The following is a 23217-nucleotide window of genomic DNA, read 5'->3' as shown; positions in this document are numbered from 1 at the left end:
AGCAACTAATAACTACGAGAACTGAAAGCATGAAAAGCTTTGCTTAAGTTGGCCTTATACTGCGTTGATTCAAAGCTCAAGGGGAGCTCGCTTAGCTTGTCACCTTTGGCATTAAGAATCAAAACCCGAGGAAATCCTACTACAGCATACTTTCTCGCAAATTCAGCGCCGCTTGCAGTATCGTGATCTACTCTAGTAAACACATAATTATTCTTTATGTAGTTAGCTACATCAGGGTTGGCGAAGACTTCTTTATCCAATTTACGGCAACTAGGGCACCAAATAGCGGAATAGTCAGCCAAGACGAGTTTTCCTTCACTTTCAGCCAGTTCCATTGCTGCATCAAACTCATGTACCTCAAAGGCTAAATCCTCTAGAGCTTGTTCACCTAAATAGCTTTGTACGCCTTTGTTTGTAAAAAAAACAATGGCCACAATGGCAGCAATGGCAATAACATTTTTAATCAACTTGTTCATTTTATCCGATAATTCTTTGTAAGATCCTTATCTTACTAGACCTCGAGTTATGACAAAATATTTCAGCAATGCGCAATTTATTATTGTTAGCTTACGCTACCATTTTCTAATAATTTCAGCGTACAAGGCTTCATCCAAAACCGAGGGTTGTTCGCTTGCGAGTGATACCAATTTGCTATATTCGCCGCTTTCTTTCATAGCACTTAAATTTGCATCAAACTGCTCAATAAGTGTATTTGCATTGTCAGCATCATTTCTCAACGCGACACTCAGTGACGGTGAATAAATAGAGGCGCCTGATAGGTACAGTGGCGCTTCACCATTTGCAATAAGCAGCTTGTTAAATTCATCAAGCATGTATTTATCAGCAATAATATAGCGAACACGTTGCTCTGCAAGCTGCTGAATATTGCTAATAAAGCTAGGCGACCTAGCCCAGCTAACTGAGCGCTCAGTGCGCAACATATCGGTGTTGGCAAATCTGTTTTCGACCCCTAAGCGTTGGCGATAAATTTTATCTAAGCGAGTAATATTTACCACGTTGGCTTCACGCCCTGCTATGTGCAGGTTTAATTGCAAATAAGGCTTTGAATATACATATCCATTTTTAGGCTCATTTAGAGAATAATGGTCAATAAAGCCAATATATTTGCCACTGCGTAAGCCACTACCTAACCATGCCTGCGTGGTCGCTTGAACTGTCACATCTTGGCTTTTAAATACTGCCTTAACAATATCTATAGCAAGTGCAGGTGACTCCGGCCCGTCAATAAGGCTGGCGACTTTATTACCCGCTAAGCTAATTGGTTTCGTTTGTGCATGTGTAATGTTACTAACACCTAATAAAACAATTGCTATTACGCAGTAATTGTAAATCACGGTAACTGCTCGATTCATTTATAGCCTCTTAATTAACATTCATTGTTGTTAGTTGACACACCAAATTGCGAATTATGGGTTAAATGAACCCGCTGGACCTGGGAACACTACAGGGCTTTCAATACCTGATTTGCTTACACTAGCAACGCCGAAAAAGTAGTTGTCTATAACAACATTTTTCAGTGTAAATTCATTTACATTGCCCACGTATCTGCTGTATTGCCACTGCGGAGCATCGGTGTAGCGCCAGTAGATTTTGTAGCCCGCTAGCTGCGGATTTTCGTCAGCATCAAGAGCAAGCCACTTAAGTGTAGTAGAAGGTTGAACCGCACCACTTATACTTACATCGGTAGGAGGTTTAGGTGCCCAGCTCATGCTTGCTAACGAAACCGCGTTAAGTGCGGTGAGCTTAGCGGCATAGTCAAAATCAACACCGTCAATTGTGTCACCATACTCAACACCATTTTCAGTGCGTAAATCTTGATGCTGGCGATTATAGTTTTCGTTGGTTTCCATAATACGAACACCTGCAAAACCTAAATCATTAAATGGGCGGTGGTGACCGCCTCGACGAAAACGGTCGAGCCGATAAATTACCATTGTGTCGAGATTTTCGATGTAGTTGTCGGCAATTTTGTCAATATAGCGTGCTAAGTTTCGACTGGGGGAGTCAACTTCACCGCCAGTAAATCTTCGCCAACTCGCTTCCTCGCTTGTTTCCATTTGGCGGGTGCCTTCTGCAAATATACGGGCAGTGGTGTTGTTTATAACGCCATTTACACCTTCAATATTACCAATCATGTCATTGTTTAATACTGCTTTTAGTTGCCAATTTTGAGCTTTAGCATATTCAGCTAGTATGCGCCCGCCAAATAAGCCTTGCTCTTCTCCAGCTAACGCAGCGTAAACAATACTGCCATGAAACTTGTGCTTGCTTAACACTCTAGCTGCCTCTAAGGTACCTGCAACACCAGAAGCGTTATCATTTGCACCAGGTGAGTCAGAAGTGAAATCCATTACGTCAGTTACGCGTGAATCTATATCACCGCTCATTAAAACGTATCTATTAGGATCACTTGTCCCTTTTTGAATAGCAATCACACTCACCACTTCGGTAGCATTGGGAATACGTTTTTCACCTGATATAACTTCTGTTTGATAAAACACCTCAAGGCATCCTGAGCACTGGGCTGAAATTTTATCAAATTCTGATTTAATCCAGCGCCGAGCCGCACCAATACCGCGGGTATCAGATTCAGTTTCAGACAACGTATGGCGAGTACCAAAGTTCACTAATGTTTGAATATCTTGTTCAATGCGAGTGGGGGATACTTGCTGTGCAATGTCATGTAAATGTGACATTTGCGAAGATGACTGCGCTTGGCTCTCATCCTGAGCGAAACTCACCGCGCCTAAAGCGCCCCAAGCTAGCACTGACGCACCAATTAGTTTAGAAGCTTTGTTTGCTACTTTTACTGTCAACATTGCTATTTATACCTTTTTATATTTTTGTTTTTATACTCTACAGGCTCGCATTTAGACTTTAAATAAACGCAAAAGCGTCGCCAAACAATTGTCCTTTGGGTAAACCAAGTGGTGTTAATGCATCTCTCACAACCGCGGCCATTTCGAATCGTCCTGCAACATACACTTCAACTGCGCTAAAATCTGACATTTCAGCTAAAAGTACTTCATGTACTAGGCCTTTTTTGCCCATCCATTCACTTTCAGAGTTTTCAATAACTGGGGTAAATGAAAAGTTTTCATGTACGCGTGCTAGTTGGCTAAGGATATCTGCTTCATACAAATCGGCCGAGGATTTCGCTCCCCAATATAAGTGAACTTTACGTGTAGCTTGGTGCTGCAAACATGCGAATAAAATGGATTTGGTATACGAGTATCCTGTGCCGCCTGCAATCAATATAAGTGGCATGTCGCTTTCCCTTAGGTATGCTTCACCTAATCCAAGTTCAACTTTCAATACTGATTCAGTTTTAGCTTTTTGCACAACTTCATATGCGTAAGGGTTTTCAGGCGTTGCGCCAACATGTAGCTCAATTAAGCCATCATCTCCAGGCATATTTGCAATAGAAAACGGGCGTTTATCTTTTTCACCCATTACTACTTGTAAATATTGGCCCGCTTTAAAAGCTACAGGGGTTCCGGCATCAAGCACTATTTTTAATACATATGGGGTAAGTGAGTCTATACTAACTACTTTGGTGTCTACGCTTGTCATTATTATCCTAAAAGTGCTTATTTGTTTAATTTTGTAATATTACATTGGCTATTTAAGTAGGCCTAATTCGTCCCAAATATCATCTACTTTTTTCACAACGTCCTCATCCATTACAATAGGAGTTCCCCATTCACGGTCTGTTTCACCAGGCATTTTATTTGTCGCATCCAGGCCCATTTTGGAACCTAAGCCAGAAACTGGTGAAGCGAAATCTAAATAATCTATAGGCGTATTTTCGATTAGCGTTGTGTCACGTGCGGGATCCATTCGTGTCGTTATAGCCCAAATAACGTCGTTCCAATCACGGGCATTTACATCATCATCACATACTATCACAAATTTTGTGTACATAAATTGGCGTAAGAACGACCAAACTCCCATCATCACGCGCTTAGCATGGCCAGGATATTGTTTCTTCATAGTGACTACTGCCATGCGGTATGAGCAACCTTCAGGCGGTAAATAAAAATCGACTATTTCAGGGAATTGTTTTTGTAAAATAGGCACAAATACTTCGTTTAACGCAACGCCTAAAATAGCGGGTTCATCAGGTGGGCGGCCAGTGTAAGTTGAATGATAAATAGGATTATCACGATGCGTGATATGGGTAACCGTCATAACGGGGAAGTCATCAACTTCATTGTAATACCCCGTATGGTCACCGTATGGACCTTCTGGTGCCATTTCATCCTGTGCAATATAACCTTCTAATATAATTTCAGCACTTGCAGGTACTTGTAAATCATTTGATATAGACTTGACCACCTCGGTTTTATCACCACGTAACAAACCAGCAAAGGCATATTCCGATAGCGTATCAGGCACCGGAGTAACTGCACCTAATATGGTAGCAGGGTCGGCTCCTAAGGCAACTGAAACCGGATAAGGTTCGCCAGGGTTGGTCTGACACCACTCTCGAAAATCAAGTGCGCCACCGCGATGTGATAACCAACGCATAATGATTTTATTTTTACCTATGACTTGCTGTCGATAAATACCTAAATTTTGGCGTTTCTTGTGTGGGCCTTTAGTCACTGTTAACCCCCACGTAATAAGAGGGGCTGCATCACCGGGCCAACAACGCTGAATAGGCAGCTTGCTTAAGTCTACGTCATCACCCTCAATAACGTTCTGTTGGCAAACAGCTCGTTTTACTACCTTAGCGGGCATGTTTAAAACCTGCTTAAACACAGGTATTTTACTCATCAAGTCTTTTAAGCCTTTTGGCGGCTCAGGTTCTTTTAAAAATGCTAATAATTTGCCAACCTCACGCAAAGCCGATACCGAAGGTTGCCCCATACCTAAAGCAACGCGCTCTGGTGTGCCAAATAAATTAGCTAGCACCGGCATACTATGCCCTTTAGGGTTTTCGAACAAAATTGCAGGTCCCCCAGCTCTCAGGGTTCTATCTGCAATTTCTGTCATCTCTAAATCGGTGTCAATTTCTTGTGACACACGTTTTAGCTGTCCCATTTTTTCAAGTTGAGCAATAAAATCGCGCAGGTCGTTGTACTTCATATGTGTGAGCGAACCTTATAAAAGAGGGTGATCAATACTGTTATTCTATGAATACTATCATACAGTAAAATCGCTGATTGAGATTAACTTGATAGATAATTCCTAGCACTTGATTCTGACAAACAAATATAATCAGGTCTCAATAAAATATTCTCATAGCCGATATCTTTATAGAAATTATTCTTCGATATACCAAACTATAAGGCTAGGCAACCATGAGATATTACGGATTATTCTTCGTTTTTCTTTGCTCAATACTACCGTCTTTGCATATTAAAGCGCAGGAACTTGAGGCTGTTCAACTCTATTCGCAAGACGAATTGATTAGGATGATCAACAATAATCAGCATCTTGAGCGAGTAGTCGAAGACCGCTGCCAATTAGTACAAGATATTGAAGCGCGCGCCGACATCATGCGCATACCAGCTTACCAGTTCCTTTGGGGAGATATGCTAGCTTGGGGAGTTTGCGTTGAAAGCAACGCTGTACAGGGTATTTTTTACATGCGCCAAGCGGCAAATCAAGGATTGCCAGCGGCACTTGAACAACTTGGTCGCTATCACGCTACTGGGAAATTAGTACAACAAGACAAAAAACGAGCCGTGATGTACCTGCGCGAAGCTTCAGCACTTGGAAACTTAAAGGCGCAGCTTCAGCTTGCTGAATTATTTATAGATGGTTACGGCAGCCCGTATGATTTTGAAGATCTATATCACTGGCTGTACAACGCCATTTCAAGTGACAAAAACATGCATCAAAAAATTGCGATTTATATGGGGGAATTAGAATCTCTAATGCATCCTCGTGCGGTTCGCAATGCACGAAAACCATTGGTAGATTAAGCAACTCTTCAATATACTGTGGGCTTTCGTAACAAAACAGGAAGCTCAGCTGTGTCTCAATTAGGTACTCCGTTTTCTTCAGGTGCATGCAAAGTTATGTTGCTTGGTTCTGGTGAATTAGGCAAAGAGGTTGCCATTGAACTCAAGCGTTTAGGTTGTGAAGTAATAGCCTTAGACCGCTACGAAAATGCACCTGCAATGCAAATTGCAGATCGCAGTTATGTAATTTCGATGCTTGATGCAGATGCACTGCGTGAGCTCGCTGTAAAAGAAAAACCCAATTTTATTGTGCCTGAAATAGAGGCTATTGCTACAGATTGTCTGATTGAACTAGAGACCGAGGGTTTTACGGTTGTTCCTAGTGCACGAGCGGCACATTTAACTATGAACCGCGAGGGAATTCGTCGCTTAGTCGCTGAAAAATTAGCATTACCCACATCTTCTTACGCATTCGCGCAAACCAAGCAAGAATTTGAACAAGCCGTTGAGGAAATTGCTTATCCTTGTTTGGTCAAACCTATCATGAGTTCCTCTGGTAAGGGGCAGAGCTTAGTAAAAAGTTCAACTGATCTAAATAATGCTTGGAATTATGCGCAAGAGGGCGGCCGTGCCGGTGGAGGTAAAGTTATTGTTGAAGGTTTTGTAGACTTTGATTATGAAATTACCTTATTGACGGTTCAACATTGCGGCGGGATAAGTTTCTGCGAACCTATAGGGCACCGTCAAGAAAATGGTGATTATCAGGAATCATGGCAGCCACAAGTAATGTCTGGATTGGCACTACATCGCGCTCAAAACATTGCAGAAAAAGTCGTTAACGAACTAGGTGGTTTTGGTCTTTTTGGCGTTGAGCTATTTATCAAAGGCGACGATGTGATCTTTAGTGAAGTTTCACCTAGGCCGCACGATACGGGCATGGTAACGCTTATGTCTCAAGATTTATCAGAGTTTGCTTTACACGTAAGAGCTTTTCTTGGCTTACCTATTCCGGCTATAAGTTTTCGCTTACCATCCGTATCAGTTGCACTTTTAGTCGAAGGTGAATCAAACGATATACGCTTCAAAAATTTACACGAAGTATTGAGCTTACCAAACACTGATTTACGATTATTTGGTAAACCAGAAGTAAAAGGAAAACGGCGAATGGGTGTTGCCCTAGCTTGTGACGACTCATTAGAAGTCGCGATGGAAAAAGGTTTATATATGGCAGCCAGTTTACAAACTGAATTATAGTTAATCTTCACAAGGCTTTTAATATGATAGATGAGAAATATCGTCCTGTTGTTTTCGCTTTATTCATGAGTATGTTCATGTCAGGGATAATGTCACTACTAATTACTATTTTTAACATTGGGATGGTGAGTGACTTGTTTTTTATTTGGTTGAAGGCATGGTGCGTAGCATTTACCTTCGCTTTTCCCATTATTTTTGTAGTCGCTCCTTTTGTGCACAAGTTAGTAAATATGCTTATAAAGGTAAAAGCTTAATTAAAGCGACACACTGTATTAGATTAATTTTCATTCAAATGGGTGTTATGTTGCTCTTATTCATTTATACTAGTGATTATGAAAATGAAAAAAAGACTATGTTACTAATATGAGTAACGACCCGCATTTTGAGCGTGAACAAAACAAATACGAAAATCCAGTCGCAAGCCGCGAATATCTTCTCTCTATATTGTCTGAACAAGGAAAAGCGCTCTCTTTTATAGAGTTTTGCCATATTCTTGATGCCACAGATGAAGATGCCCGAATAGGCATTCAACGCCGATTAAGAGCAATGGAACGTGAAGGCCAACTCTTATTTAATCGAGACAAAAAGTACGAAATTCAAAAACAAGATGAATTGATTCAGGGGCGCGTAATTGGTCATCGGGATGGATTCGGTTTCTTGAAACATTCGCCAACTGAAAAAGATCTCTTTATTACTATTGGTCAAATGTCGACTTTAATCCACGATGATATTGTTGAAGGAACCTTAGGACAAACTGATCGCAAAGGGCGCACCGAGTTTAGAGTAAACCGTGTGCTAGAACCCCGTAAAGACGCCATAGTAGGCCGCTTTTTCTCAGAGCAGGGGAATAGTTTAGTTATTCCTGATGACAATAGAATCTGCCATGAAATTTTAATTCCCAAAGAGTACGTTAATGGTGCTCGTCAAGGCAACGTGGTTGTGGTTGAGATTACTCAGCGTCCACGAAGAAAAGTGAATCCAATTGGTAAAATTACCGAAGTACTTGGCGAACATATGGCACCAGGGATGGAAATTGAAACTGCCTTGCGCAATTTTGATATTCCTCATGTATGGCCTCAATCCGTTACTAAAGGTTTATCATCATTAAGTGAGACTGTGCCAGAAGAGGCGAGTAATGGACGCGTAGATTTACGCCAGCTCCCCCTTGTTACGATTGATGGCGAAGATGCTCGAGATTTTGATGATGCCGTTTATTGCCAGCCTGAGGAAAATGGCGGGTGGCGATTGTGGGTAGCCATTGCTGATGTAAGCTCTTATGTTAAATTAGGCACGGCTTTAGATGCTGAAGCACAAAATAGAGCAACATCGGTGTACTTTCCAGAACAAGTGATCCCCATGCTACCGGAAGCGCTTTCGAACGGATTATGCTCACTCAATCCTGATGTTGACCGCTTATGTATGGTATGTGAAATGACCATTGATAAGCAGGGCAAGCTTGATGAATATCAGTTTTATGAGGCGGTAATGCGTTCTCATGCCCGCTTCACTTACAGCAAAGTTTGGCAAATATTAAGTGGTGATGAAGCCCATATCGAAAGGTATCAATCTAGAGTTGATGATTTAAACCACCTATATGATCTGTACAAGGTGTTAAAAAAGGCGCGTCAAAACAGAGGTGCTATTGAATTTGAATCTCAAGAAACACGTTTTGTTTTTAACGCGCAGCGTAAAATAGAACATATTGTACCTTTGGTCAGAAATGATGCGCATAAACTCATTGAAGAATGCATGATCATGGCCAACGTTTGTGCAGCTCAGTATATTGAAGGAAACGATGCTGAAGCTTTATTCAGGGTGCATGATAAGCCTGATGAAGATCGCTTGTTAACCTTTAGGTCGTATTTATCAGAGGTTGGTATTCCATTTACTGCGTCTAATACACCTAGCCCACAAGATTTTGCGCAGGTAGCAAGCAAAATTCAAAATCGCGTTGATAAAGAACTGATTCAAACAATGCTGTTACGGTCTATGAAGCAAGCCGTTTATGATGGTGCTAATGTTGGACATTTCGGCCTGGCCCTTGAGGCTTATGCACATTTTACCTCTCCTATTAGGCGTTATCCTGATTTAGTGGTACATCGTGTTATCAAAGCGATAATCAATAAACAGATGCGGCAAAAAATTTGTAAAGGCGCTAAGTTTTACAGTGAGCAGGAAATAGAGCAGCTTGGTGAACAATGTTCCATGGCGGAAAGGCGCGCAGATGACGCAACTCGTGATGTGTCAGATTGGCTTAAATGTGAATTTATGCAAGACCACGTAGGCGATGTGTTTGAGGGCGTAGTGGCTTCGGTAACTAATTTTGGCTTGTTCGTGCGTATTAATGAATATCAAATTGACGGCCTTGTCCACATAACCTCGTTAGGAAATGACTATTATCGGTATGATGAACTCAAGCAATGTTTAGTAGGTGAAGCATCTGGTGTAAGTTATCGCCTAGGTGACCCAGTCAATATTAAAGTTGTTGCGGTGAATTTAGACGATAGAAAAATTGATCTAATGATAGATGGTCAAGAGCAAATGAACAGAGCTAGCCGTAAAAAGCCTCGATCTAAAAAATCGAATGGGCCTGCTCAACGCGCCGCTGGTAAATCAGATGGAAAAGCTAAAGGTGGTGCTCGAGCCCAAACCAAAGAAAATAAAGATGCTCAAAACACAGGCAAACGTAAATCGGGACCTGGGTCTAAGCGTACAAAATCTTCAAGAAATAAACCCCGGCGCGGCAAGTAAGCGCCAATAGGACAAGCTGAGAAATATGGCACAAGCAGAATTTATTTACGGCATTCACTCAATTGCTTCGGCTCTTGATAATGAGCCTGAGCGAATATTAGAGATAATGGTGGCTAAAGGCCGTAACGACGAGCGCATGAACAGCTTGGTAAGTGCGGCACGTAAACATAATATTGCAGTGCAGTTCGTGCTGCGAAAAACCCTTGATGAAAAAAGCAAAGGTGAACAAAATCAAGGAATAATCGCCAGAGCCAAGCCAGCTCGTGTGCTTGATGAAGCTGATTTAGATTTGATTCTCGCTAAGCAAAAACATCCGTTCTTTTTGGTACTCGACGGTGTAACCGATCCACATAACTTAGGTGCTTGCTTGCGCAATGCCGACGCCGCGGGTGTGCATGCGGTAATTGTACCCAAAGACAACTCAGCTGGCTTAACCCCAGTAGTTCGAAAAGTAGCTGTGGGTGCAGCTGAAACGGTACCTTTGATTCAAGTCACAAACTTATCACGCACACTGAAGCACATTCAGCAAGAAGGTGTGTGGGTGGTAGGAACCGCTGGTGAAGCAGAACAGTTAATCTACGAATGCGACCTTAAAGGCAATGTTGCGATAGTTATGGGAGCCGAAGGCAAAGGCATGAGGCGTTTGACGCGGGAAACCTGCGATGAACTCGTTAAACTCCCAATGGCGGGGGCGGTATCAAGTTTGAATGTATCAGTTGCCAGTGGCATTTGCTTATTTGATGTTGTAAGGCAGCGAAGCCAATAATAACACTTCAAAAGACCGCAAGTAGTAAACTAACGATAGAATAAAAAAGGCCATTTAATAATGGCCTTTTTTTGTGCCTGTTAACAAGCATGTAAGCCAACTACTAACGCGAATACTACATGCACAAATGTGAATATATGGTGTATAAATTAGCGTAAATTGCACTGTTTCTCCTTATTTAGGTAAAGATCAGCAAAGGTACTGCAAGGATTATGTAAAGCTTTGTAAAGCAATGTAAAGACCGTGAACGAATGTTTAATCTTACTTACATAATACGCCTAACAAGTGGCTTTTCGTTTGGCCTTCAAAAGAACGAGAAAAATGTGTTTACTGGGAGAAACAAGTGGTTGAAGTAATAAAAAAGCAAGCCTTTAGCAAATTAAGCCTTATCGCGATGAGTGTAGCTGTGCTTGCTGGTTGTGGCGGAAGCGGCAGTGATGATGATGATGTTGGTTACGTAAAGTTCTACAACGCATCTTACGATTCACCAAGCATTTACATGACGCTAGATGAAGATTTAGATAATGATGACGATGATGAATTTGAGCAAACTTTTTCTGCTATTGCTTATGCTAATGCAAGTAGTCGTATATCGGTGGAATCACAAGACTACTTTATAGAGCTAGCATGGCAAGACGAAGAATCAAGCGTACGCAGCGATTTAGAAATAGTATATGAAGATCAGTTCAAAGTAGAGTCAGACGTGACTCACTGGGTAGTAATGAGTGACTCAGTTCAATCGCCAACGGTTACCATTTTTGACATTCCAAACTTTGATGAAGACCAACAAGATGAAGATAGTGAAGATGATATTTTCAACTTACGTTTAGTGAACCTGCATCCTACAATCAATGACATTGATGTATATATGTCAGAAAGTGATGAAACCTTTAATGAAGCGACACTGCTAGATAGCTTACAAACGAATAGTTTGTCTGATAACTTCAGAATTGATGAAGACCAATATAAAATCTACATTACATTATCAGGTAGTAGTGAAGTATTGTTTACCTCGGATGAAATCAATTACGCGTTCGGAGGTCAATATCTATTAGCCGTTAGAGAAAACCAAGGCGTGGGCGGCTCTCCGTTTGTTGTTGATAATATTTCAAATAGCAGTATTACGCAGTATGACGCACTGGAATCAACCGCGAACGTATCTATATTTAATGGCTTAAATAGCAACGATTTAGTGGCCGATTATGATGCAAAAATTGATATTACTATAAACGGTGTAACGGCAATTCCTGACATTGACGCTTTAGAGTACGGAGCGTTTAGTGAAGCGTATGTGGTAGATAGCGGTGATTATCGTTTCAGCGTTGCAAATGATACAAACGATGAGATATTTTTAGAAAATAGAATCTTAAGTTTGCCGCAAAACACCAACAGAACTTTATTCCTTTACTGGACAGAAGAAGAAGTGGATGATGACAACGACGGTATTGTTGATGAAGACGAAGACGGTATTGTAGACGAGATTAGACCTGTCATTACCAGCTTAGTTGTTGATAACAGTGATCGTTCACGTTTGTATGACAAAGAACTGTTATTGTTAAACCTTGTAAATTCCGATGACTTCTCTGTGGTCAGCTTCTATTTTGTTAAGTCTGACGAAATAATTGAGACGGCTGAAAACTCAAGAAATGTGATCCAAGGAAACGCGTCTAGTTTAATTTTACTTAACAATACTTACCAAGTATTTGTAGTTGCCTCTATCGATAACAACGAGATTATTCTTGATGAGCTAAGCTTAACATTGGATGAAGACAGTACGGATCAGTTTTTGATACTTGAACATTCTGACGTGAATAGTAGTGGATACGCTTTACGCTCTGTAGACCAAATTTCAGGTACAGATGACGAATAATCGTTAGCTAACAGAAAAGAAAGTAGTAATGGGGCAGGTGTAAACTTGCCCTTTTTTATTCGTGTAATTATTCCTCTGTAATAAATTAGAATCCCCTATTTATATTGATTTACAGATACCTGCGCGTATTAGACGCCATCGCGCGTATAACGCTTTTAAGATGAAAAGTGTGTTGCACAACAAATAATCAATTTTTATCTAAATTAGACTATGCTTAAGCTTACTTTTCTGTTATAGTTTCGCGCCCTTTTTGTGGGGGTATGGTCTATTTTTTCAGCGGCTAAAATAAAAAGCCTTGAGAAAATAGCAGCTTAGCGACTCGGAAGAGTTATTAATATTTAACAGCGGAGCACTAACATGATCCAAATGCAAACTAACCTGGACGTAGCCGATAACTCGGGCGCTCGCAGGGTTCAGTGTATTAAGGTTCTAGGTGGCTCGCATCGCCGTTATGCACACATAGGCGACATCATTAAAGTTACTGTGAAAGAAGCAATTCCTCGCGGTAAAGTTAAAAAAGGTGACGTTTTGAATGCAGTGGTGGTGCGTACTAGGAAAGGCGTTCGCAGAGCAGATGGTTCAACCATTCGTTTTGATAACAACGCAGCTGTTTTGCTTAATGCAAACAAGCAACCTATAGGCACGCGTATTTTTGGCCCGGTGACAAGAGAACTTCGTGGTGATTCATTCATGAAGATTATCTCATTGGCCCCAGAAGTACTATAAGGAGTCACGATAATGGCTAGAAAAATTCGTCGTGATGATGAAGTAGTCGTATTAGCGGGTAAAGACAAAGGCAAGCAAGGCAAAGTTTTGCGTGTTCTTTCATCTGAAGACCGTGTATATGTAGAAGGCGTAAATATTATCAAGAAACACCAAAAGCCAAACCCTCAAGCGGGCGAGCCTGGTGGCATCATTGATAAAGAAGCTTCTATTCATGTTTCAAATATAGCGATTGTTAACCCAGCAACGGGTAAAGCAGATCGCGTAGGTTTCCGCGTTGAAGACGAAAAGAAAGTACGTTTCTTTAAGTCTAACGGCGACCTAGTTTAACTATTGGAGAGTACGATGGCGAAACTGCATGAGTTCTATAAAGAGACCGTAGTAGCCGATCTTGCGAAGCAGTTCGGATACAAAAGTGTCATGCAAGTCCCTCGGATTGAAAAAATCACCTTAAACATGGGTTTAGGTGAAGCAGTAGCAGACAAGAAAGTGCTAGAGTCAGCGCAAGCTGACATGGCGGCTATCGCTGGTCAAAAGCCAGTTGTCACTGTTGCTAGAAAATCAGTAGCGGGTTTTAAAATCCGTGAAGGTTATCCGATTGGCTGTAAAGTAACCCTACGTGGCGAACGTATGTGGGAATTCCTTGAGCGTTTAATCTCAATTACAATTCCTCGTATCCGTGACTTCCGTGGTCTTAACCCGAAATCATTTGACGGTAAAGGCAACTATAGCATGGGTGTACGTGAGCAAATCATCTTCCCTGAAATCGATTTCGATAAAGTGGATAAAGTGCGCGGTATGGATATTACTATCACTACCAGTGCTGAAACTAACGACGAAGCACATGCTCTTTTGAGCGCGTTTAGCTTCCCGTTTAGAAAATAGGGTGTAGGGTTATGGCAAAAGAATCAATGAAGGCGCGCGAAGTAAAACGTGCCAAGCTGGTTAAGAAGTATTCAGCAAAGCGTGATGCATTAAAAGCAATCATCAGTGATGTTAATGCTTCTGAAGAAGAGCGTTGGGACGCTGTTCTTAAGCTACAACAACTTCCACGTGATTCGTCACGTTCACGTAAGCAAAATCGCTGTCGTGTAACGGGCCGTCCACATGGTTTCCTACGCAAATTTGGTCTTTCTCGTATTAAGCTTCGTGAAGCTGCAATGCGTGGTGAAGTCCCTGGCCTTAAAAAAGCCAGCTGGTAAGGAGTAGCACATATGAGCATGCAAGATCCTATCGCGGATATGTTTACCCGAATTCGTAACGGCCAACAGGCTTCTAAAGTTACGGTTTCTATGCCTTCGTCTAAGTTAAGAGTTGCAATTGCAAACTTACTTCAAGCGGAAGGTTATGTAGAAGGTTTCTCAGTTGAAGAAGGCACAAAACCTGTTCTTTCTGTAACTTTGAAATATTTCGACGGTAAAAAAGTAATTGATACAATCGAAAGAGTTAGCCGTCCTGGTTTACGCATCTATAAGAAAAAAGATGAGTTACCTAAGGTACTTGGCGGACTTGGTATTGCTATCGTGTCGACCTCTAAAGGTGTGATGACTGACCGTGCTGCGCGTAACGCAGGCATGGGTGGTGAGATCATCGGTTATGTAGCATAACGGAGAATATAATATGTCACGTATAGCAAAATCAGCTGTAACCATTGCATCAGGCGTAGAAGTATCTATTGCCGGACAAGAAGTTACAGTAAAAGGTAAAAACGGCACTTTGACTCGTGTTTTCAACGACGCAGTTGCAATCGCACAAGAAGACGGCACATTAACTACATCTCCGAAAGAAGGTGCAGCTAATGGTTGGGCTCAGGCGGGAACAGCTAACTCATTGTTAAACTCAATGGTTAAAGGTGTTAGTGAAGGTTTTGAAAAGAAACTACAACTACTAGGTGTTGGTTACCGTGCGCAAGCACAAGGTAGCAAACTTAACCTTACGTTGGGCTTTTCTCACCCTGTCGTATACGAAATGCCTGCAGGCATAACCGTACAGACTCCTACTCAAACTGAAATCATTGTCACTGGCTCTGATAAACAGGTTGTAGGACAGGTTGCAGCAAATATTCGCGCATATCGTCCGCCAGAGCCTTATAAAGGTAAGGGTGTTCGTTACGCTGATGAAGCTGTTCGTCGTAAAGAAGCTAAGAAAAAGTAGGTGGGTGTAATGGATAAGAAATCAGCTCGCTTACGTCGCGCAACGCGCGTTCGTAAGAAGATCAGTGAACTAGAAGCAACTCGCTTAGTAGTAAACCGTACACCGCGCCACATATACGCACAGTTAATCGCTCCAAGCGGTTCTGAAGTATTGGCTTCTGCATCAACGCTTGAAAAAGACCTTAACGGTTCTTTGAAATATTCAGGTAACGTTGAAGCAGCCGCGGCAGTTGGTAAAGCGATCGCAGAACGTGCTATCGAAAAAGGTGTAACCACCGTTGCTTTCGATAGAAGTGGATTTAAATATCACGGTCGTGTGAAAGCACTGGCTGATGCCGCTCGTGAAGCGGGCCTTCAGTTCTAGGAGTTTAAAATGGCTAAAGTAGAAGTTCAACAACAGGGCGACCTGTTAGAAAAGCTAATCGCTGTAAACCGTGTTTCTAAAGTAGTTAAAGGTGGTCGTATCTTTAGCTTTACTGCATTAACAGTGGTAGGTGATGGCAACGGCCGTGTAGGTTTTGGCTATGGTAAAGCGCGCGAAGTTCCAGCTGCGATTCAAAAAGCAATGGAAAAAGCTCGTCGCAACCTAGTTAACGTAGACCTTAACGGTAATACGCTACAGCACCCAATTAAAGGGCGTCATTCAGGTTCTAAAGTATATATGCAGCCTGCATCAGAAGGTACCGGTATTATTGCTGGTGGTGCGATGCGTGCAGTACTTGAAGTAGCTGGTGTACAAAACGTTCTTTCAAAATGCTATGGCTCAACCAACCCAATCAATGTTGTTCGCGCAACTATAAACGCGCTAGTAGAAATGAACTCTCCGGAGAAAGTTGCTGCTAAACGTGGATTGCCGGTTAACGAGATTTTGGGGTAATTGGACATGGCTAAAACAATTAAAGTAAAGCAGACTAAAAGCTCGATTGGTCGTTTACCAAAGCACAAAGCAACGCTTATAGGCTTAGGTTTACGTAAAATCGGTCATGTTCGTGAACTTGAAGATACACCAGCCGTTCGCGGCATGATCAACCGTGTATTTTACATGGTTGAGATAGTGGAGGAGTAAGAAATGAAATTAAATACTATTGCTCCTGCACCTGGAGCTAAAAATTCAGGAAAACGTGTTGGTCGCGGTATCGGTTCAGGCTTAGGCAAAACTGGTGGTCGTGGTCATAAAGGTCAGAAGAGTCGTTCAGGCGGTTCTGTGAAGCCAGGATTTGAAGGTGGTCAAATGCCACTTCAACGTCGTTTACCGAAGTTCGGTTTTACGTCGCGTTCATCTTTTGTGACTGACCAAGTAACTCTTAGCGAAATTGCTAAAGTGGAAGGTGATGTAGTATCACTTGAAACTTTAAAGGCAGCAGGTCTTATTAAGAAAGAAATGCAAAACGTTAAAGTAATTTTAAGCGGATCAATTGACCGTGCAGTTACTATTAGCGGCCTTCGTGTAACCAAAGGTGCACTAGAAGCAATTAACGCTGCTGGCGGTAAAATAGAGGAATAAGCTAAATGGCGAAACCAGGACAGGGACCAGGAGCAGGTGGCGGTTTGAGCGAATTACGTTCACGCTTGTTATTTGTACTTGGCGCAATCATTGTGTTTAGGCTTGGGTCATATGTGCCAATTCCAGGTATTGATTCTAATGTGTTGTCTCAAATTTTTGAACAACAAACAGGAACCATTGTGGGCATGTTTAACATGTTCTCTGGTGGAGCACTAGAACGTGCATCAGTACTAGCATTGGGCATTATGCCTTACATTACAGCTTCAATTATTATGCAATTGTTGGCTGCTGTACACGAGCCGTTCAAGGAATTGAAAAAAGAAGGCCAGTCTGGCCAGCGTAAGATCAGTCAGTACACGCGTTATTTAACGCTAGTACTAGCAACCTTCCAATCTATTGGAATTGCAACTGGCTTACCTAACATGATCCCTGGTTTAGTGATTGACCCTGGCTTAGCTTTCACATTTACAGCTGTGGTAAGTTTGGTCACCGGTACCATGTTTTTAATGTGGTTAGGTGAACAAATTACCGAGCGTGGAATTGGTAATGGTATTTCTATTCTGATTTTTGCTGGTATTGTTGCAGGTTTACCTACAGCAATCGGGCAAACAGCCGAACAAGCCAGACAAGGCGATGTAAATATATTCTTCTTGTTTGCTTTAGGTGCCATTATTATTGGATTAACGTATTTGGTAGTATTTGTTGAGCGCGCTCAGCGCCGTATTGTGGTAAACTACGCAAAACGTCAACAAGGCAGGAAAGTATTTGCTGCGCAAAGTTCACATTTACCTCTTAAGGTAAACATGGCGGGTGTTATTCCACCTATCTTTGCATCAAGTATTATTCTGTTTCCAAGCACATTAGCGGGCTTAGTTGGTCAAAATGAGACTTTCTCATTTTTGACTGATATCTCGCTGATGCTATCGCCTGGACAACCTTTATACGTAATGCTTTACGCCGTAACGATTATATTCTTTTGCTTTTTCTATACTGCACTGCAATTTAATCCGCGCGAAACAGCTGATAATTTGAAGAAATCTGGCGCTTTTGTTCCTGGGATTCGTCCTGGCGAACAAACATCACGTTACATTGATAAGGTGATGACAAGGTTAACGCTAGCTGGTGCTCTCTATATTACCTTTGTTTGTTTAGTGCCTGAATTCCTACTATTATGGTTTAACGTTCCGTTTTACTTTGGTGGTACATCACTGCTCATTATATGTGTAGTGGTTATGGATTTCATGGCTCAGGTGCAGACCCATTTGATGTCACATCAATATGGCGATGTTCTTAAAAAGGCTAATCTGAAGGGCTAGTCCCTTCTTTTAGCATACTACGGAGTGATGTTATGAAAGTTCGTGCATCCGTTAAAACGATTTGCCGTAACTGTAAGATCATTAAGCGCAACGGTGTTGTTCGAGTGATCTGTTCAGCAGAGCCTAAGCATAAGCAAAGGCAAGGTTAATCGCTCTTAGAAATAAGAGATTAGAACATGGTTTTTAATATCGGGTAGCTGTACTAGCACCCGAGCTCTAAAACCTTTATTTGCAATTTTGTTACTGGGTAAGTATCCTATCGGGCTTTTTAGGCTAGTAACACTAATTAAGAGGAGTGCTGTTAATGGCCCGTATCGCTGGCATTAACATTCCTGAGCACAAGCATACAGTTATCGCATTGCAAGCCATTTATGGCATCGGGGCAACCCGTGCAAAAGAAATCTGTGTAAATGCAGGTGTGTCAGAGTCTACCAAGATTAAAGAATTGGATGAGACAACAATCGACAAACTTCGTGATGAAGTTGCGAAATTTATGGTTGAAGGTGATCTTCGCCGTGAAGTTTCGATGAGTATTAAACGTTTGATGGACCTAGGTTGTTTCCGTGGCATACGCCACCGTCGCAGCTTACCTCTACGTGGTCAGCGCACTAAAACTAATGCGCGTACCCGTAAAGGTCCTCGTAAACCGATTAAAAAGTAAGCGAGGCAGTTAAGTTATGGCTAAAACACCTACTAAAGCGCGTAAGCGCGCCAAACGTCAAGTTGCTGATGGTATGGCTCATATCCATGCATCTTTCAACAATACGATTGTGACTATTACCGACCGTCAAGGTAACGCTCTAGCATGGGCTACTTCTGGTGGATCAGGTTTCCGTGGCTCACGTAAGTCTACTCCGTTTGCAGCTCAGGTTGCAGCAGAGAGAGCAGGCGTAGCGGCACAGGATTATGGCTTGAAGAACATTGAAGTGTTCGTTAAAGGTCCAGGTCCAGGTCGTGAATCTGCTATTCGTGCATTAAATGCTACTGGATACAAAATCACAAACATTACCGACGTGACGCCTATACCGCACAACGGTTGTCGTCCACCTAAAAAGCGTCGCGTATAAGCGAGCAGTTGGAGAAAGATCATGGCAAGATATTTGGGTCCCAAACTCAAACTTAGTCGTCGTGAAGGAACCGACTTGTTCCTTAAAAGCGGCGTAAGAGCAATTGATACAAAATGTAAAATTGAAACAGCTCCTGGTCAGCATGGTGCCCGTCGTGGCCGTTTGTCTGATTACGGTGTTCAATTGCGTGAAAAGCAAAAAGTACGTCGTATGTATGGCGTATTAGAAAAACAATTTAGAAACTACTACAAAGAAGCAGCTCGCCTTAAAGGCAATACAGGTGAAAACTTGTTGCAACTTCTTGAACAACGTCTTGATAACGTTGTTTACCGTATGGGTTTTGCAAGTACTCGTGCTGAAGCGCGTCAACTTGTAAGCCATAAAGCAATTGTTGTTAACGGTAAAGTAGTTAACATTCCATCTTTCAACGTAAAAGCTGAAGATGTGGTTGCTGTTCGTGAAAAAGCGAAAAAACAGGCTCGTATTGTAGCTGCACTAGAATTAGCAGAACAACGCGAGAAGCCAACCTGGTTGGAAGTTGACAACACTAAAATGGAAGGTACGTTTAAACGTCTTCCAGAAAGAACTGATTTGTCTGCGGAAATAAACGAACAGTTGATTGTCGAACTTTACTCTAAGTAAAGACTAACTAAAGAGGATACATTGTGGGTTCAGTGACCGAATTCCTAAAGCCAAGATTAGTTGAAATTGAAAACGTTTCATCTACTCGTGCAAAAGTAACACTAGAGCCGTTAGAGCGTGGTTTTGGCCATACTCTAGGCAACGCACTTCGTCGTATCTTATTATCTTCTATGCCGGGTTGTGCCGTAACAGAAGTTGAGATTGACGGCGTGTTACACGAGTACACTGCTAAAGAAGGCGTGCAAGAAGATGTTCTAGAAATATTGCTTAACCTTAAAGGTTTAGCGGTAAGTTTAGAAAACAAAACCGAAGCTACCTTAACGTTAGTTAAGTCTGGTGCAGGTCCAGTTCTTGCCGGCGACATCCAGCATGATGGCGACGTAGAAATCGTTAATCCTGAGCACGTGATCTGTACTTTAACCGGCGAAGCCGAATTAAGTATGCGCATCAAGGTAGAAATGGGTCGTGGATACGTTCCGGCATCTACCCGTCGTACCTCTGAAGACGATGATCGACCAATTGGTCGTTTATTAGTTGACGCTTCATTCAGTCCAGTAGAGCGTATTTCTTATGCTGTTGAGTCTGCTCGTGTTGAACAACGCACAGATTTAGATAAGTTAATAATCGATATGGAAACTAATGGAACTTTAGATCCAGAAGAAGCCATTCGTCGCTCGGCTACTATTCTTGTGGAACAAATGGATGCATTCGTAGAATTGCGTGACATTTCTGTTCCGGAAGCAAAAGAAGAGAAGCCTGAATTTGATCCAATCCTACTTCGTCCAGTTGACGATTTAGAATTAACGGTTCGTTCAGCTAACTGTTTGAAAGCCGAGGCTATCCAATATATTGGTGACCTGGTACAGCGTACTGAAGTTGAACTTCTTAAAACCCCTAACTTGGGTAAGAAGTCACTTACAGAAATTAAAGATGTACTTGCTTCTCGTGGTTTATCTTTGGGCATGCGCCTAGAGAACTGGCCACCAGAGTCAATCGCTGAAAAAGATTAATCAGGTTGTCACAAACTGATTTGTAAAGAAGGATAGAGCTATGCGCCATCGTAAGAGTGGTAGACAGTTAAATCGTAACAGCAGCCACAGAACCGCTATGTTTAAGAACATGGCTAGTTCTTTGGTTAAACACGAAGTTATTAAAACTACGTTGCCAAAAGCGAAAGAACTGCGTCGAGTTATAGAGCCATTAATCACACTAGCTAAGCAAGACAGCGTTGCAAACCGTCGTCTAGCTATGGCACGTACAGGTGATAAAGAAGTGGTAGGTAAATTATTCAATGAACTTGGTCCGCGTTACGACGCACGTCCAGGTGGTTACAGCCGTATCCTTAAATGTGGATTTCGTGCTGGCGACAATGCTCCAATGGCATACGTTGAATTAGTTGGCCGCCCTGTTACTGAAGAAACAGCTGAAGAAATTGAAACTGTAGAAGAGTAATTGGTAAAAACTGAAAAACCCGAGCTTAGTCTCGGGTTTTTTTATGCCTGCTTTTTGATAAGGGCTGTTCAATAAATTTAAAGCAAAAAAAAACGCCTTATAAATAAGACGTATTTTTTATTTTACCTGTAGAGTTAGTCTTTATAGTGTTCACTAAGCACTGTCGCTACAGCGTCTTCACTTAAGCCGCCTTTCAAAGCGCTTTCTCTAATTTTGTCTGATGCAATATTACGTTGCTGCGCTAGCTGTACTAATCTATCCATTGCATCCGGATATTGCGCAAGCTGCTCTACAGTAATAACAATCATGTCTTCAGACTTACTTGGGTCATCAGAAACGGTCGCTAACAAAGCATCTAAAACGTATTTTCCTACATAAGGGACTTCCTTTATTGTAGTAATAAGTATTTCCATGGTTTTAGTTGGGTATGCAGTTACTAGTTTCTGAGCGATTTGGTCAGCTGAGTCAGGTTCTGCAGTGACGGCACTTTTAACAATCTCAATAAATTGTTCTGGGTTGTATTTACATGCAGCACTTGTAGCCATTCCAGCATAACTAGGTTCAGCGCTTACTGCTATTTCAACAATTTCTACTGAACTAGCTACTTTGTATTCCAAGGCAACCATTATAATTTCATCAACAAACATGGGCTGTGCTGAAACACTAGTTGATATGACTTCTTTATATTTTTCAGGGTACGCACTTAATGCAACGGCTACAAAGTCAGCTGTTTTTTGCGGATACCGATTTAACAAACTATTTAGCGCAGAAGGAACACTGCTACCTCTTTCTACTTGTGTCTTGAAGAATTTTACCGTTTGTTCACTTGGAGTGAATGGAGGTTTATCATCTAAATTTACAGTGTTTTGAATTGCAAATAATGATTGCCCGTAGATTAAGGCTGTTAAGCCAATACTAATACCTACAAGTTTTTGTATTTTCATATGGTTTTGCCTTTATCCTCTTAAGGATTAATTAGACTAATATTTTTGTTATCGGCCTAAACGTGTTTTCTATAAATGGTAAATTTAAGTGTTTATATAAACTTCAAACATAAACATACGCGCTTTATAAAAAAATAACAATAAAATGTATTTATTTGTCTTGACCTTTCGGTATTAAACTTTACAATGCGCCCTCCTCTGAAAAGAGGGGTTAAGAAATTCATGGTAACAACCTCAATTAGAGAAATGTATCGTGAAAAAGTTCAAAATATATGTTGTGTTTAGTTTTAGAAATTAATTACAACTTTTATCAAAAACTTCTTGACTTACGATGTGAACAGCGTATTATTCGCATCCCGCTTCAGGCAGTAGCCTAAAGCAGCTAACCGCAGGTTAGCAATGTTCTTTAACAATTAGTAGCAAGACAATCTGTGTAGGTACTCATTATGAGTGTCTACGACAAAAATTTATTTAGCTTGATTTCTCGTAAGAGATTGAGAGCACGATTAGTATTCAATTGAAGAGTTTGATCATGGCTCAGATTGAACGCTGGCGGCAGGCCTAACACATGCAAGTCGAACGGTAACATTTCTAGCTTGCTAGAAGATGACGAGTGGCGGACGGGTGAGTAATACTTGGGGATGTGCCTTTGCGTGGGGGATAACTATTGGAAACGATAGCTAATACCGCATAATGTTTACGGACCAAAGGGGGCTTCGGCTCTCGCGCAAAGAGCAACCCAAGCGAGATTAGCTAGTTGGTGAGGTAAAGGCTCACCAAGGCGACGATCTCTAGCTGTTCTGAGAGGAAGATCAGCCACACTGGGACTGAGACACGGCCCA

At 41.7% G+C, this 23217-nt stretch carries 29 protein-coding genes and 1 rRNA gene; 24 read left to right on the top strand and 6 right to left on the bottom strand.

Annotation, left to right across the window (positions count from 1 at the left end; genetic code table 11):
- Positions 1-5 precede the first annotated feature (5 nt).
- The 5 genes from ACOI22_RS12185 to ubiD all read right to left on the bottom strand — a co-directional run bounded on the left by ACOI22_RS12185 (position 6) and on the right by ubiD (position 5112).
- Positions 6-476, bottom strand: coding sequence for a thioredoxin family protein (locus ACOI22_RS12185; RefSeq protein WP_420672391.1), 471 nt, complete (start codon positions 474-476; stop codon positions 6-8).
- Between the two features lie 96 nt (positions 477-572).
- Complete coding sequence (locus ACOI22_RS12180; protein WP_420672390.1) at positions 573-1373, bottom strand: substrate-binding periplasmic protein; 801 nt, start codon at positions 1371-1373, stop codon at positions 573-575.
- Positions 1374-1427: 54 nt separating this feature from the next.
- A complete protein-coding gene (locus tag ACOI22_RS12175; protein WP_420672389.1) occupies positions 1428-2840 on the bottom strand; it encodes a M28 family metallopeptidase in 1413 nt (470 codons plus the stop codon).
- 58 nt (positions 2841-2898) lie between these two features.
- Positions 2899-3594: an NAD(P)H-flavin reductase gene (gene fre, locus ACOI22_RS12170; RefSeq protein ID WP_420672388.1), complete on the bottom strand. Its 696-nt coding sequence runs from the start codon at positions 3592-3594 to the stop codon at positions 2899-2901.
- 48 nt (positions 3595-3642) lie between these two features.
- Positions 3643-5112 carry a 4-hydroxy-3-polyprenylbenzoate decarboxylase gene (gene ubiD / locus ACOI22_RS12165; protein ID WP_420672387.1) on the bottom strand — a complete coding sequence of 490 codons (1470 nt, stop codon included), beginning with the start codon at positions 5110-5112 and terminating at the stop codon, positions 3643-3645.
- A 215-nt stretch (positions 5113-5327) separates the two neighbouring features.
- Here ubiD and ACOI22_RS12160 point away from each other — a divergent pair, with 215 nt between their 5' ends.
- The 23 genes from ACOI22_RS12160 to rplQ all read left to right on the top strand — a co-directional run bounded on the left by ACOI22_RS12160 (position 5328) and on the right by rplQ (position 21431).
- On the top strand, positions 5328-5954 hold the full coding sequence (locus tag ACOI22_RS12160; RefSeq protein ID WP_420672386.1) for a tetratricopeptide repeat protein: 627 nt from the start codon (positions 5328-5330) through the stop codon (positions 5952-5954).
- A gap of 51 nt (positions 5955-6005) precedes the next feature.
- The gene (gene purT, locus ACOI22_RS12155) at positions 6006-7187 is read left to right on the top strand and encodes a formate-dependent phosphoribosylglycinamide formyltransferase (RefSeq protein WP_420672385.1); all 1182 of its coding nucleotides are present in this window, start codon (positions 6006-6008) and stop codon (positions 7185-7187) included.
- A gap of 23 nt (positions 7188-7210) precedes the next feature.
- A complete protein-coding gene (locus tag ACOI22_RS12150; protein WP_420672384.1) occupies positions 7211-7441 on the top strand; it encodes a DUF2798 domain-containing protein in 231 nt (76 codons plus the stop codon).
- Positions 7442-7550: 109 nt separating this feature from the next.
- Positions 7551-9938, top strand: coding sequence for a ribonuclease R (gene rnr, locus ACOI22_RS12145; RefSeq protein ID WP_420672383.1), 2388 nt, complete (start codon positions 7551-7553; stop codon positions 9936-9938).
- A 25-nt stretch (positions 9939-9963) separates the two neighbouring features.
- A complete protein-coding gene (gene rlmB, locus ACOI22_RS12140; protein ID WP_420672382.1) occupies positions 9964-10704 on the top strand; it encodes a 23S rRNA (guanosine(2251)-2'-O)-methyltransferase RlmB in 741 nt (246 codons plus the stop codon).
- 343 nt (positions 10705-11047) lie between these two features.
- On the top strand, positions 11048-12574 hold the full coding sequence (locus ACOI22_RS12135; RefSeq protein WP_420672381.1) for a hypothetical protein: 1527 nt from the start codon (positions 11048-11050) through the stop codon (positions 12572-12574).
- Positions 12575-12931: 357 nt separating this feature from the next.
- The gene (gene rplN / locus ACOI22_RS12130) at positions 12932-13300 is read left to right on the top strand and encodes a 50S ribosomal protein L14 (protein WP_008846203.1); all 369 of its coding nucleotides are present in this window, start codon (positions 12932-12934) and stop codon (positions 13298-13300) included.
- Positions 13301-13312: 12 nt separating this feature from the next.
- Positions 13313-13627, top strand: a complete 315-nt coding sequence (gene rplX, locus ACOI22_RS12125; protein ID WP_420672380.1) for a 50S ribosomal protein L24 — start codon at positions 13313-13315, stop codon at positions 13625-13627.
- A gap of 15 nt (positions 13628-13642) precedes the next feature.
- Positions 13643-14182: a 50S ribosomal protein L5 gene (gene rplE, locus ACOI22_RS12120; protein ID WP_420672379.1), complete on the top strand. Its 540-nt coding sequence runs from the start codon at positions 13643-13645 to the stop codon at positions 14180-14182.
- Between the two features lie 11 nt (positions 14183-14193).
- Positions 14194-14499, top strand: a complete 306-nt coding sequence (gene rpsN, locus ACOI22_RS12115; protein WP_420672378.1) for a 30S ribosomal protein S14 — start codon at positions 14194-14196, stop codon at positions 14497-14499.
- Positions 14500-14511: 12 nt separating this feature from the next.
- Complete coding sequence (gene rpsH, locus ACOI22_RS12110) at positions 14512-14904, top strand: 30S ribosomal protein S8 (RefSeq protein WP_420672377.1); 393 nt, start codon at positions 14512-14514, stop codon at positions 14902-14904.
- A gap of 13 nt (positions 14905-14917) precedes the next feature.
- Positions 14918-15451, top strand: a complete 534-nt coding sequence (gene rplF / locus ACOI22_RS12105; RefSeq protein ID WP_420672376.1) for a 50S ribosomal protein L6 — start codon at positions 14918-14920, stop codon at positions 15449-15451.
- A 9-nt stretch (positions 15452-15460) separates the two neighbouring features.
- Positions 15461-15814 carry a 50S ribosomal protein L18 gene (gene rplR, locus ACOI22_RS12100; RefSeq protein ID WP_420672375.1) on the top strand — a complete coding sequence of 118 codons (354 nt, stop codon included), beginning with the start codon at positions 15461-15463 and terminating at the stop codon, positions 15812-15814.
- A gap of 9 nt (positions 15815-15823) precedes the next feature.
- Complete coding sequence (gene rpsE / locus ACOI22_RS12095; RefSeq protein ID WP_420672374.1) at positions 15824-16327, top strand: 30S ribosomal protein S5; 504 nt, start codon at positions 15824-15826, stop codon at positions 16325-16327.
- Positions 16328-16333: 6 nt separating this feature from the next.
- Positions 16334-16516 carry a 50S ribosomal protein L30 gene (gene rpmD / locus ACOI22_RS12090; protein WP_420672373.1) on the top strand — a complete coding sequence of 61 codons (183 nt, stop codon included), beginning with the start codon at positions 16334-16336 and terminating at the stop codon, positions 16514-16516.
- 3 nt (positions 16517-16519) lie between these two features.
- Positions 16520-16954: a 50S ribosomal protein L15 gene (gene rplO, locus ACOI22_RS12085; protein ID WP_420672372.1), complete on the top strand. Its 435-nt coding sequence runs from the start codon at positions 16520-16522 to the stop codon at positions 16952-16954.
- A gap of 5 nt (positions 16955-16959) precedes the next feature.
- Complete coding sequence (gene secY, locus ACOI22_RS12080; RefSeq protein WP_420672371.1) at positions 16960-18270, top strand: preprotein translocase subunit SecY; 1311 nt, start codon at positions 16960-16962, stop codon at positions 18268-18270.
- Between the two features lie 32 nt (positions 18271-18302).
- On the top strand, positions 18303-18419 hold the full coding sequence (rpmJ, locus tag ACOI22_RS12075; protein ID WP_420672370.1) for a 50S ribosomal protein L36: 117 nt from the start codon (positions 18303-18305) through the stop codon (positions 18417-18419).
- A 155-nt stretch (positions 18420-18574) separates the two neighbouring features.
- Positions 18575-18931 (top strand): 30S ribosomal protein S13, encoded by a 357-nt coding sequence (gene rpsM, locus ACOI22_RS12070; RefSeq protein WP_420672369.1) that lies wholly within the window; start codon positions 18575-18577, stop codon positions 18929-18931.
- 16 nt (positions 18932-18947) lie between these two features.
- Entirely contained in the window at positions 18948-19337 is a 390-nt protein-coding gene (gene rpsK, locus ACOI22_RS12065; protein ID WP_311368849.1) for a 30S ribosomal protein S11, read from the top strand.
- Positions 19338-19358: 21 nt separating this feature from the next.
- Positions 19359-19979, top strand: coding sequence for a 30S ribosomal protein S4 (gene rpsD, locus ACOI22_RS12060; RefSeq protein ID WP_420672368.1), 621 nt, complete (start codon positions 19359-19361; stop codon positions 19977-19979).
- A gap of 20 nt (positions 19980-19999) precedes the next feature.
- Complete coding sequence (locus ACOI22_RS12055) at positions 20000-20989, top strand: DNA-directed RNA polymerase subunit alpha (protein WP_420672974.1); 990 nt, start codon at positions 20000-20002, stop codon at positions 20987-20989.
- 40 nt (positions 20990-21029) lie between these two features.
- Positions 21030-21431, top strand: a complete 402-nt coding sequence (gene rplQ, locus ACOI22_RS12050; RefSeq protein WP_420672367.1) for a 50S ribosomal protein L17 — start codon at positions 21030-21032, stop codon at positions 21429-21431.
- 134 nt (positions 21432-21565) lie between these two features.
- Here rplQ and ACOI22_RS12045 read toward each other — a convergent pair whose 3' ends face one another.
- The gene (locus tag ACOI22_RS12045; RefSeq protein ID WP_420672366.1) at positions 21566-22375 is read right to left on the bottom strand and encodes a hypothetical protein; all 810 of its coding nucleotides are present in this window, start codon (positions 22373-22375) and stop codon (positions 21566-21568) included.
- 514 nt (positions 22376-22889) lie between these two features.
- Here ACOI22_RS12045 and ACOI22_RS12040 point away from each other — a divergent pair.
- Positions 22890-23217, top strand: a 16S ribosomal RNA gene (locus tag ACOI22_RS12040); the annotation flags it as partial.

It is taken from the genome of Glaciecola sp. 2405UD65-10 (assembly GCF_048820975.1).
GTDB lineage: Bacteria > Pseudomonadota > Gammaproteobacteria > Enterobacterales > Alteromonadaceae > Glaciecola.
Note: the sequence above shows the minus strand (reverse complement) of the source record. Positions and strands in the feature narration are given on the sequence as shown.

Coding starts and splice junctions, on each gene's coding strand:
- ACOI22_RS12185 (WP_420672391.1), bottom strand. CDS start 476: ATGAACAAGTTGATTAAAAATGTTATTGCCATTGCTGCCATTGTGGCC.
- ACOI22_RS12180 (WP_420672390.1), bottom strand. CDS start 1,373: ATGAATCGAGCAGTTACCGTGATTTACAATTACTGCGTAATAGCAATT.
- ACOI22_RS12175 (WP_420672389.1), bottom strand. CDS start 2,840: ATGTTGACAGTAAAAGTAGCAAACAAAGCTTCTAAACTAATTGGTGCG.
- fre (WP_420672388.1), bottom strand. CDS start 3,594: ATGACAAGCGTAGACACCAAAGTAGTTAGTATAGACTCACTTACCCCA.
- ubiD (WP_420672387.1), bottom strand. CDS start 5,112: ATGAAGTACAACGACCTGCGCGATTTTATTGCTCAACTTGAAAAAATG.
- ACOI22_RS12160 (WP_420672386.1), top strand. CDS start 5,328: ATGAGATATTACGGATTATTCTTCGTTTTTCTTTGCTCAATACTACCG.
- ACOI22_RS12150 (WP_420672384.1), top strand. CDS start 7,211: ATGATAGATGAGAAATATCGTCCTGTTGTTTTCGCTTTATTCATGAGT.
- rnr (WP_420672383.1), top strand. CDS start 7,551: ATGAGTAACGACCCGCATTTTGAGCGTGAACAAAACAAATACGAAAAT.
- rlmB (WP_420672382.1), top strand. CDS start 9,964: ATGGCACAAGCAGAATTTATTTACGGCATTCACTCAATTGCTTCGGCT.
- rplN (WP_008846203.1), top strand. CDS start 12,932: ATGATCCAAATGCAAACTAACCTGGACGTAGCCGATAACTCGGGCGCT.
- rplX (WP_420672380.1), top strand. CDS start 13,313: ATGGCTAGAAAAATTCGTCGTGATGATGAAGTAGTCGTATTAGCGGGT.
- rplE (WP_420672379.1), top strand. CDS start 13,643: ATGGCGAAACTGCATGAGTTCTATAAAGAGACCGTAGTAGCCGATCTT.
- rpsN (WP_420672378.1), top strand. CDS start 14,194: ATGGCAAAAGAATCAATGAAGGCGCGCGAAGTAAAACGTGCCAAGCTG.
- rpsH (WP_420672377.1), top strand. CDS start 14,512: ATGAGCATGCAAGATCCTATCGCGGATATGTTTACCCGAATTCGTAAC.
- rplF (WP_420672376.1), top strand. CDS start 14,918: ATGTCACGTATAGCAAAATCAGCTGTAACCATTGCATCAGGCGTAGAA.
- rplR (WP_420672375.1), top strand. CDS start 15,461: ATGGATAAGAAATCAGCTCGCTTACGTCGCGCAACGCGCGTTCGTAAG.
- rpsE (WP_420672374.1), top strand. CDS start 15,824: ATGGCTAAAGTAGAAGTTCAACAACAGGGCGACCTGTTAGAAAAGCTA.
- rpmD (WP_420672373.1), top strand. CDS start 16,334: ATGGCTAAAACAATTAAAGTAAAGCAGACTAAAAGCTCGATTGGTCGT.
- rplO (WP_420672372.1), top strand. CDS start 16,520: ATGAAATTAAATACTATTGCTCCTGCACCTGGAGCTAAAAATTCAGGA.
- secY (WP_420672371.1), top strand. CDS start 16,960: ATGGCGAAACCAGGACAGGGACCAGGAGCAGGTGGCGGTTTGAGCGAA.
- rpmJ (WP_420672370.1), top strand. CDS start 18,303: ATGAAAGTTCGTGCATCCGTTAAAACGATTTGCCGTAACTGTAAGATC.
- rpsM (WP_420672369.1), top strand. CDS start 18,575: ATGGCCCGTATCGCTGGCATTAACATTCCTGAGCACAAGCATACAGTT.
- rpsK (WP_311368849.1), top strand. CDS start 18,948: ATGGCTAAAACACCTACTAAAGCGCGTAAGCGCGCCAAACGTCAAGTT.
- rpsD (WP_420672368.1), top strand. CDS start 19,359: ATGGCAAGATATTTGGGTCCCAAACTCAAACTTAGTCGTCGTGAAGGA.
- rplQ (WP_420672367.1), top strand. CDS start 21,030: ATGCGCCATCGTAAGAGTGGTAGACAGTTAAATCGTAACAGCAGCCAC.
- ACOI22_RS12045 (WP_420672366.1), bottom strand. CDS start 22,375: ATGAAAATACAAAAACTTGTAGGTATTAGTATTGGCTTAACAGCCTTA.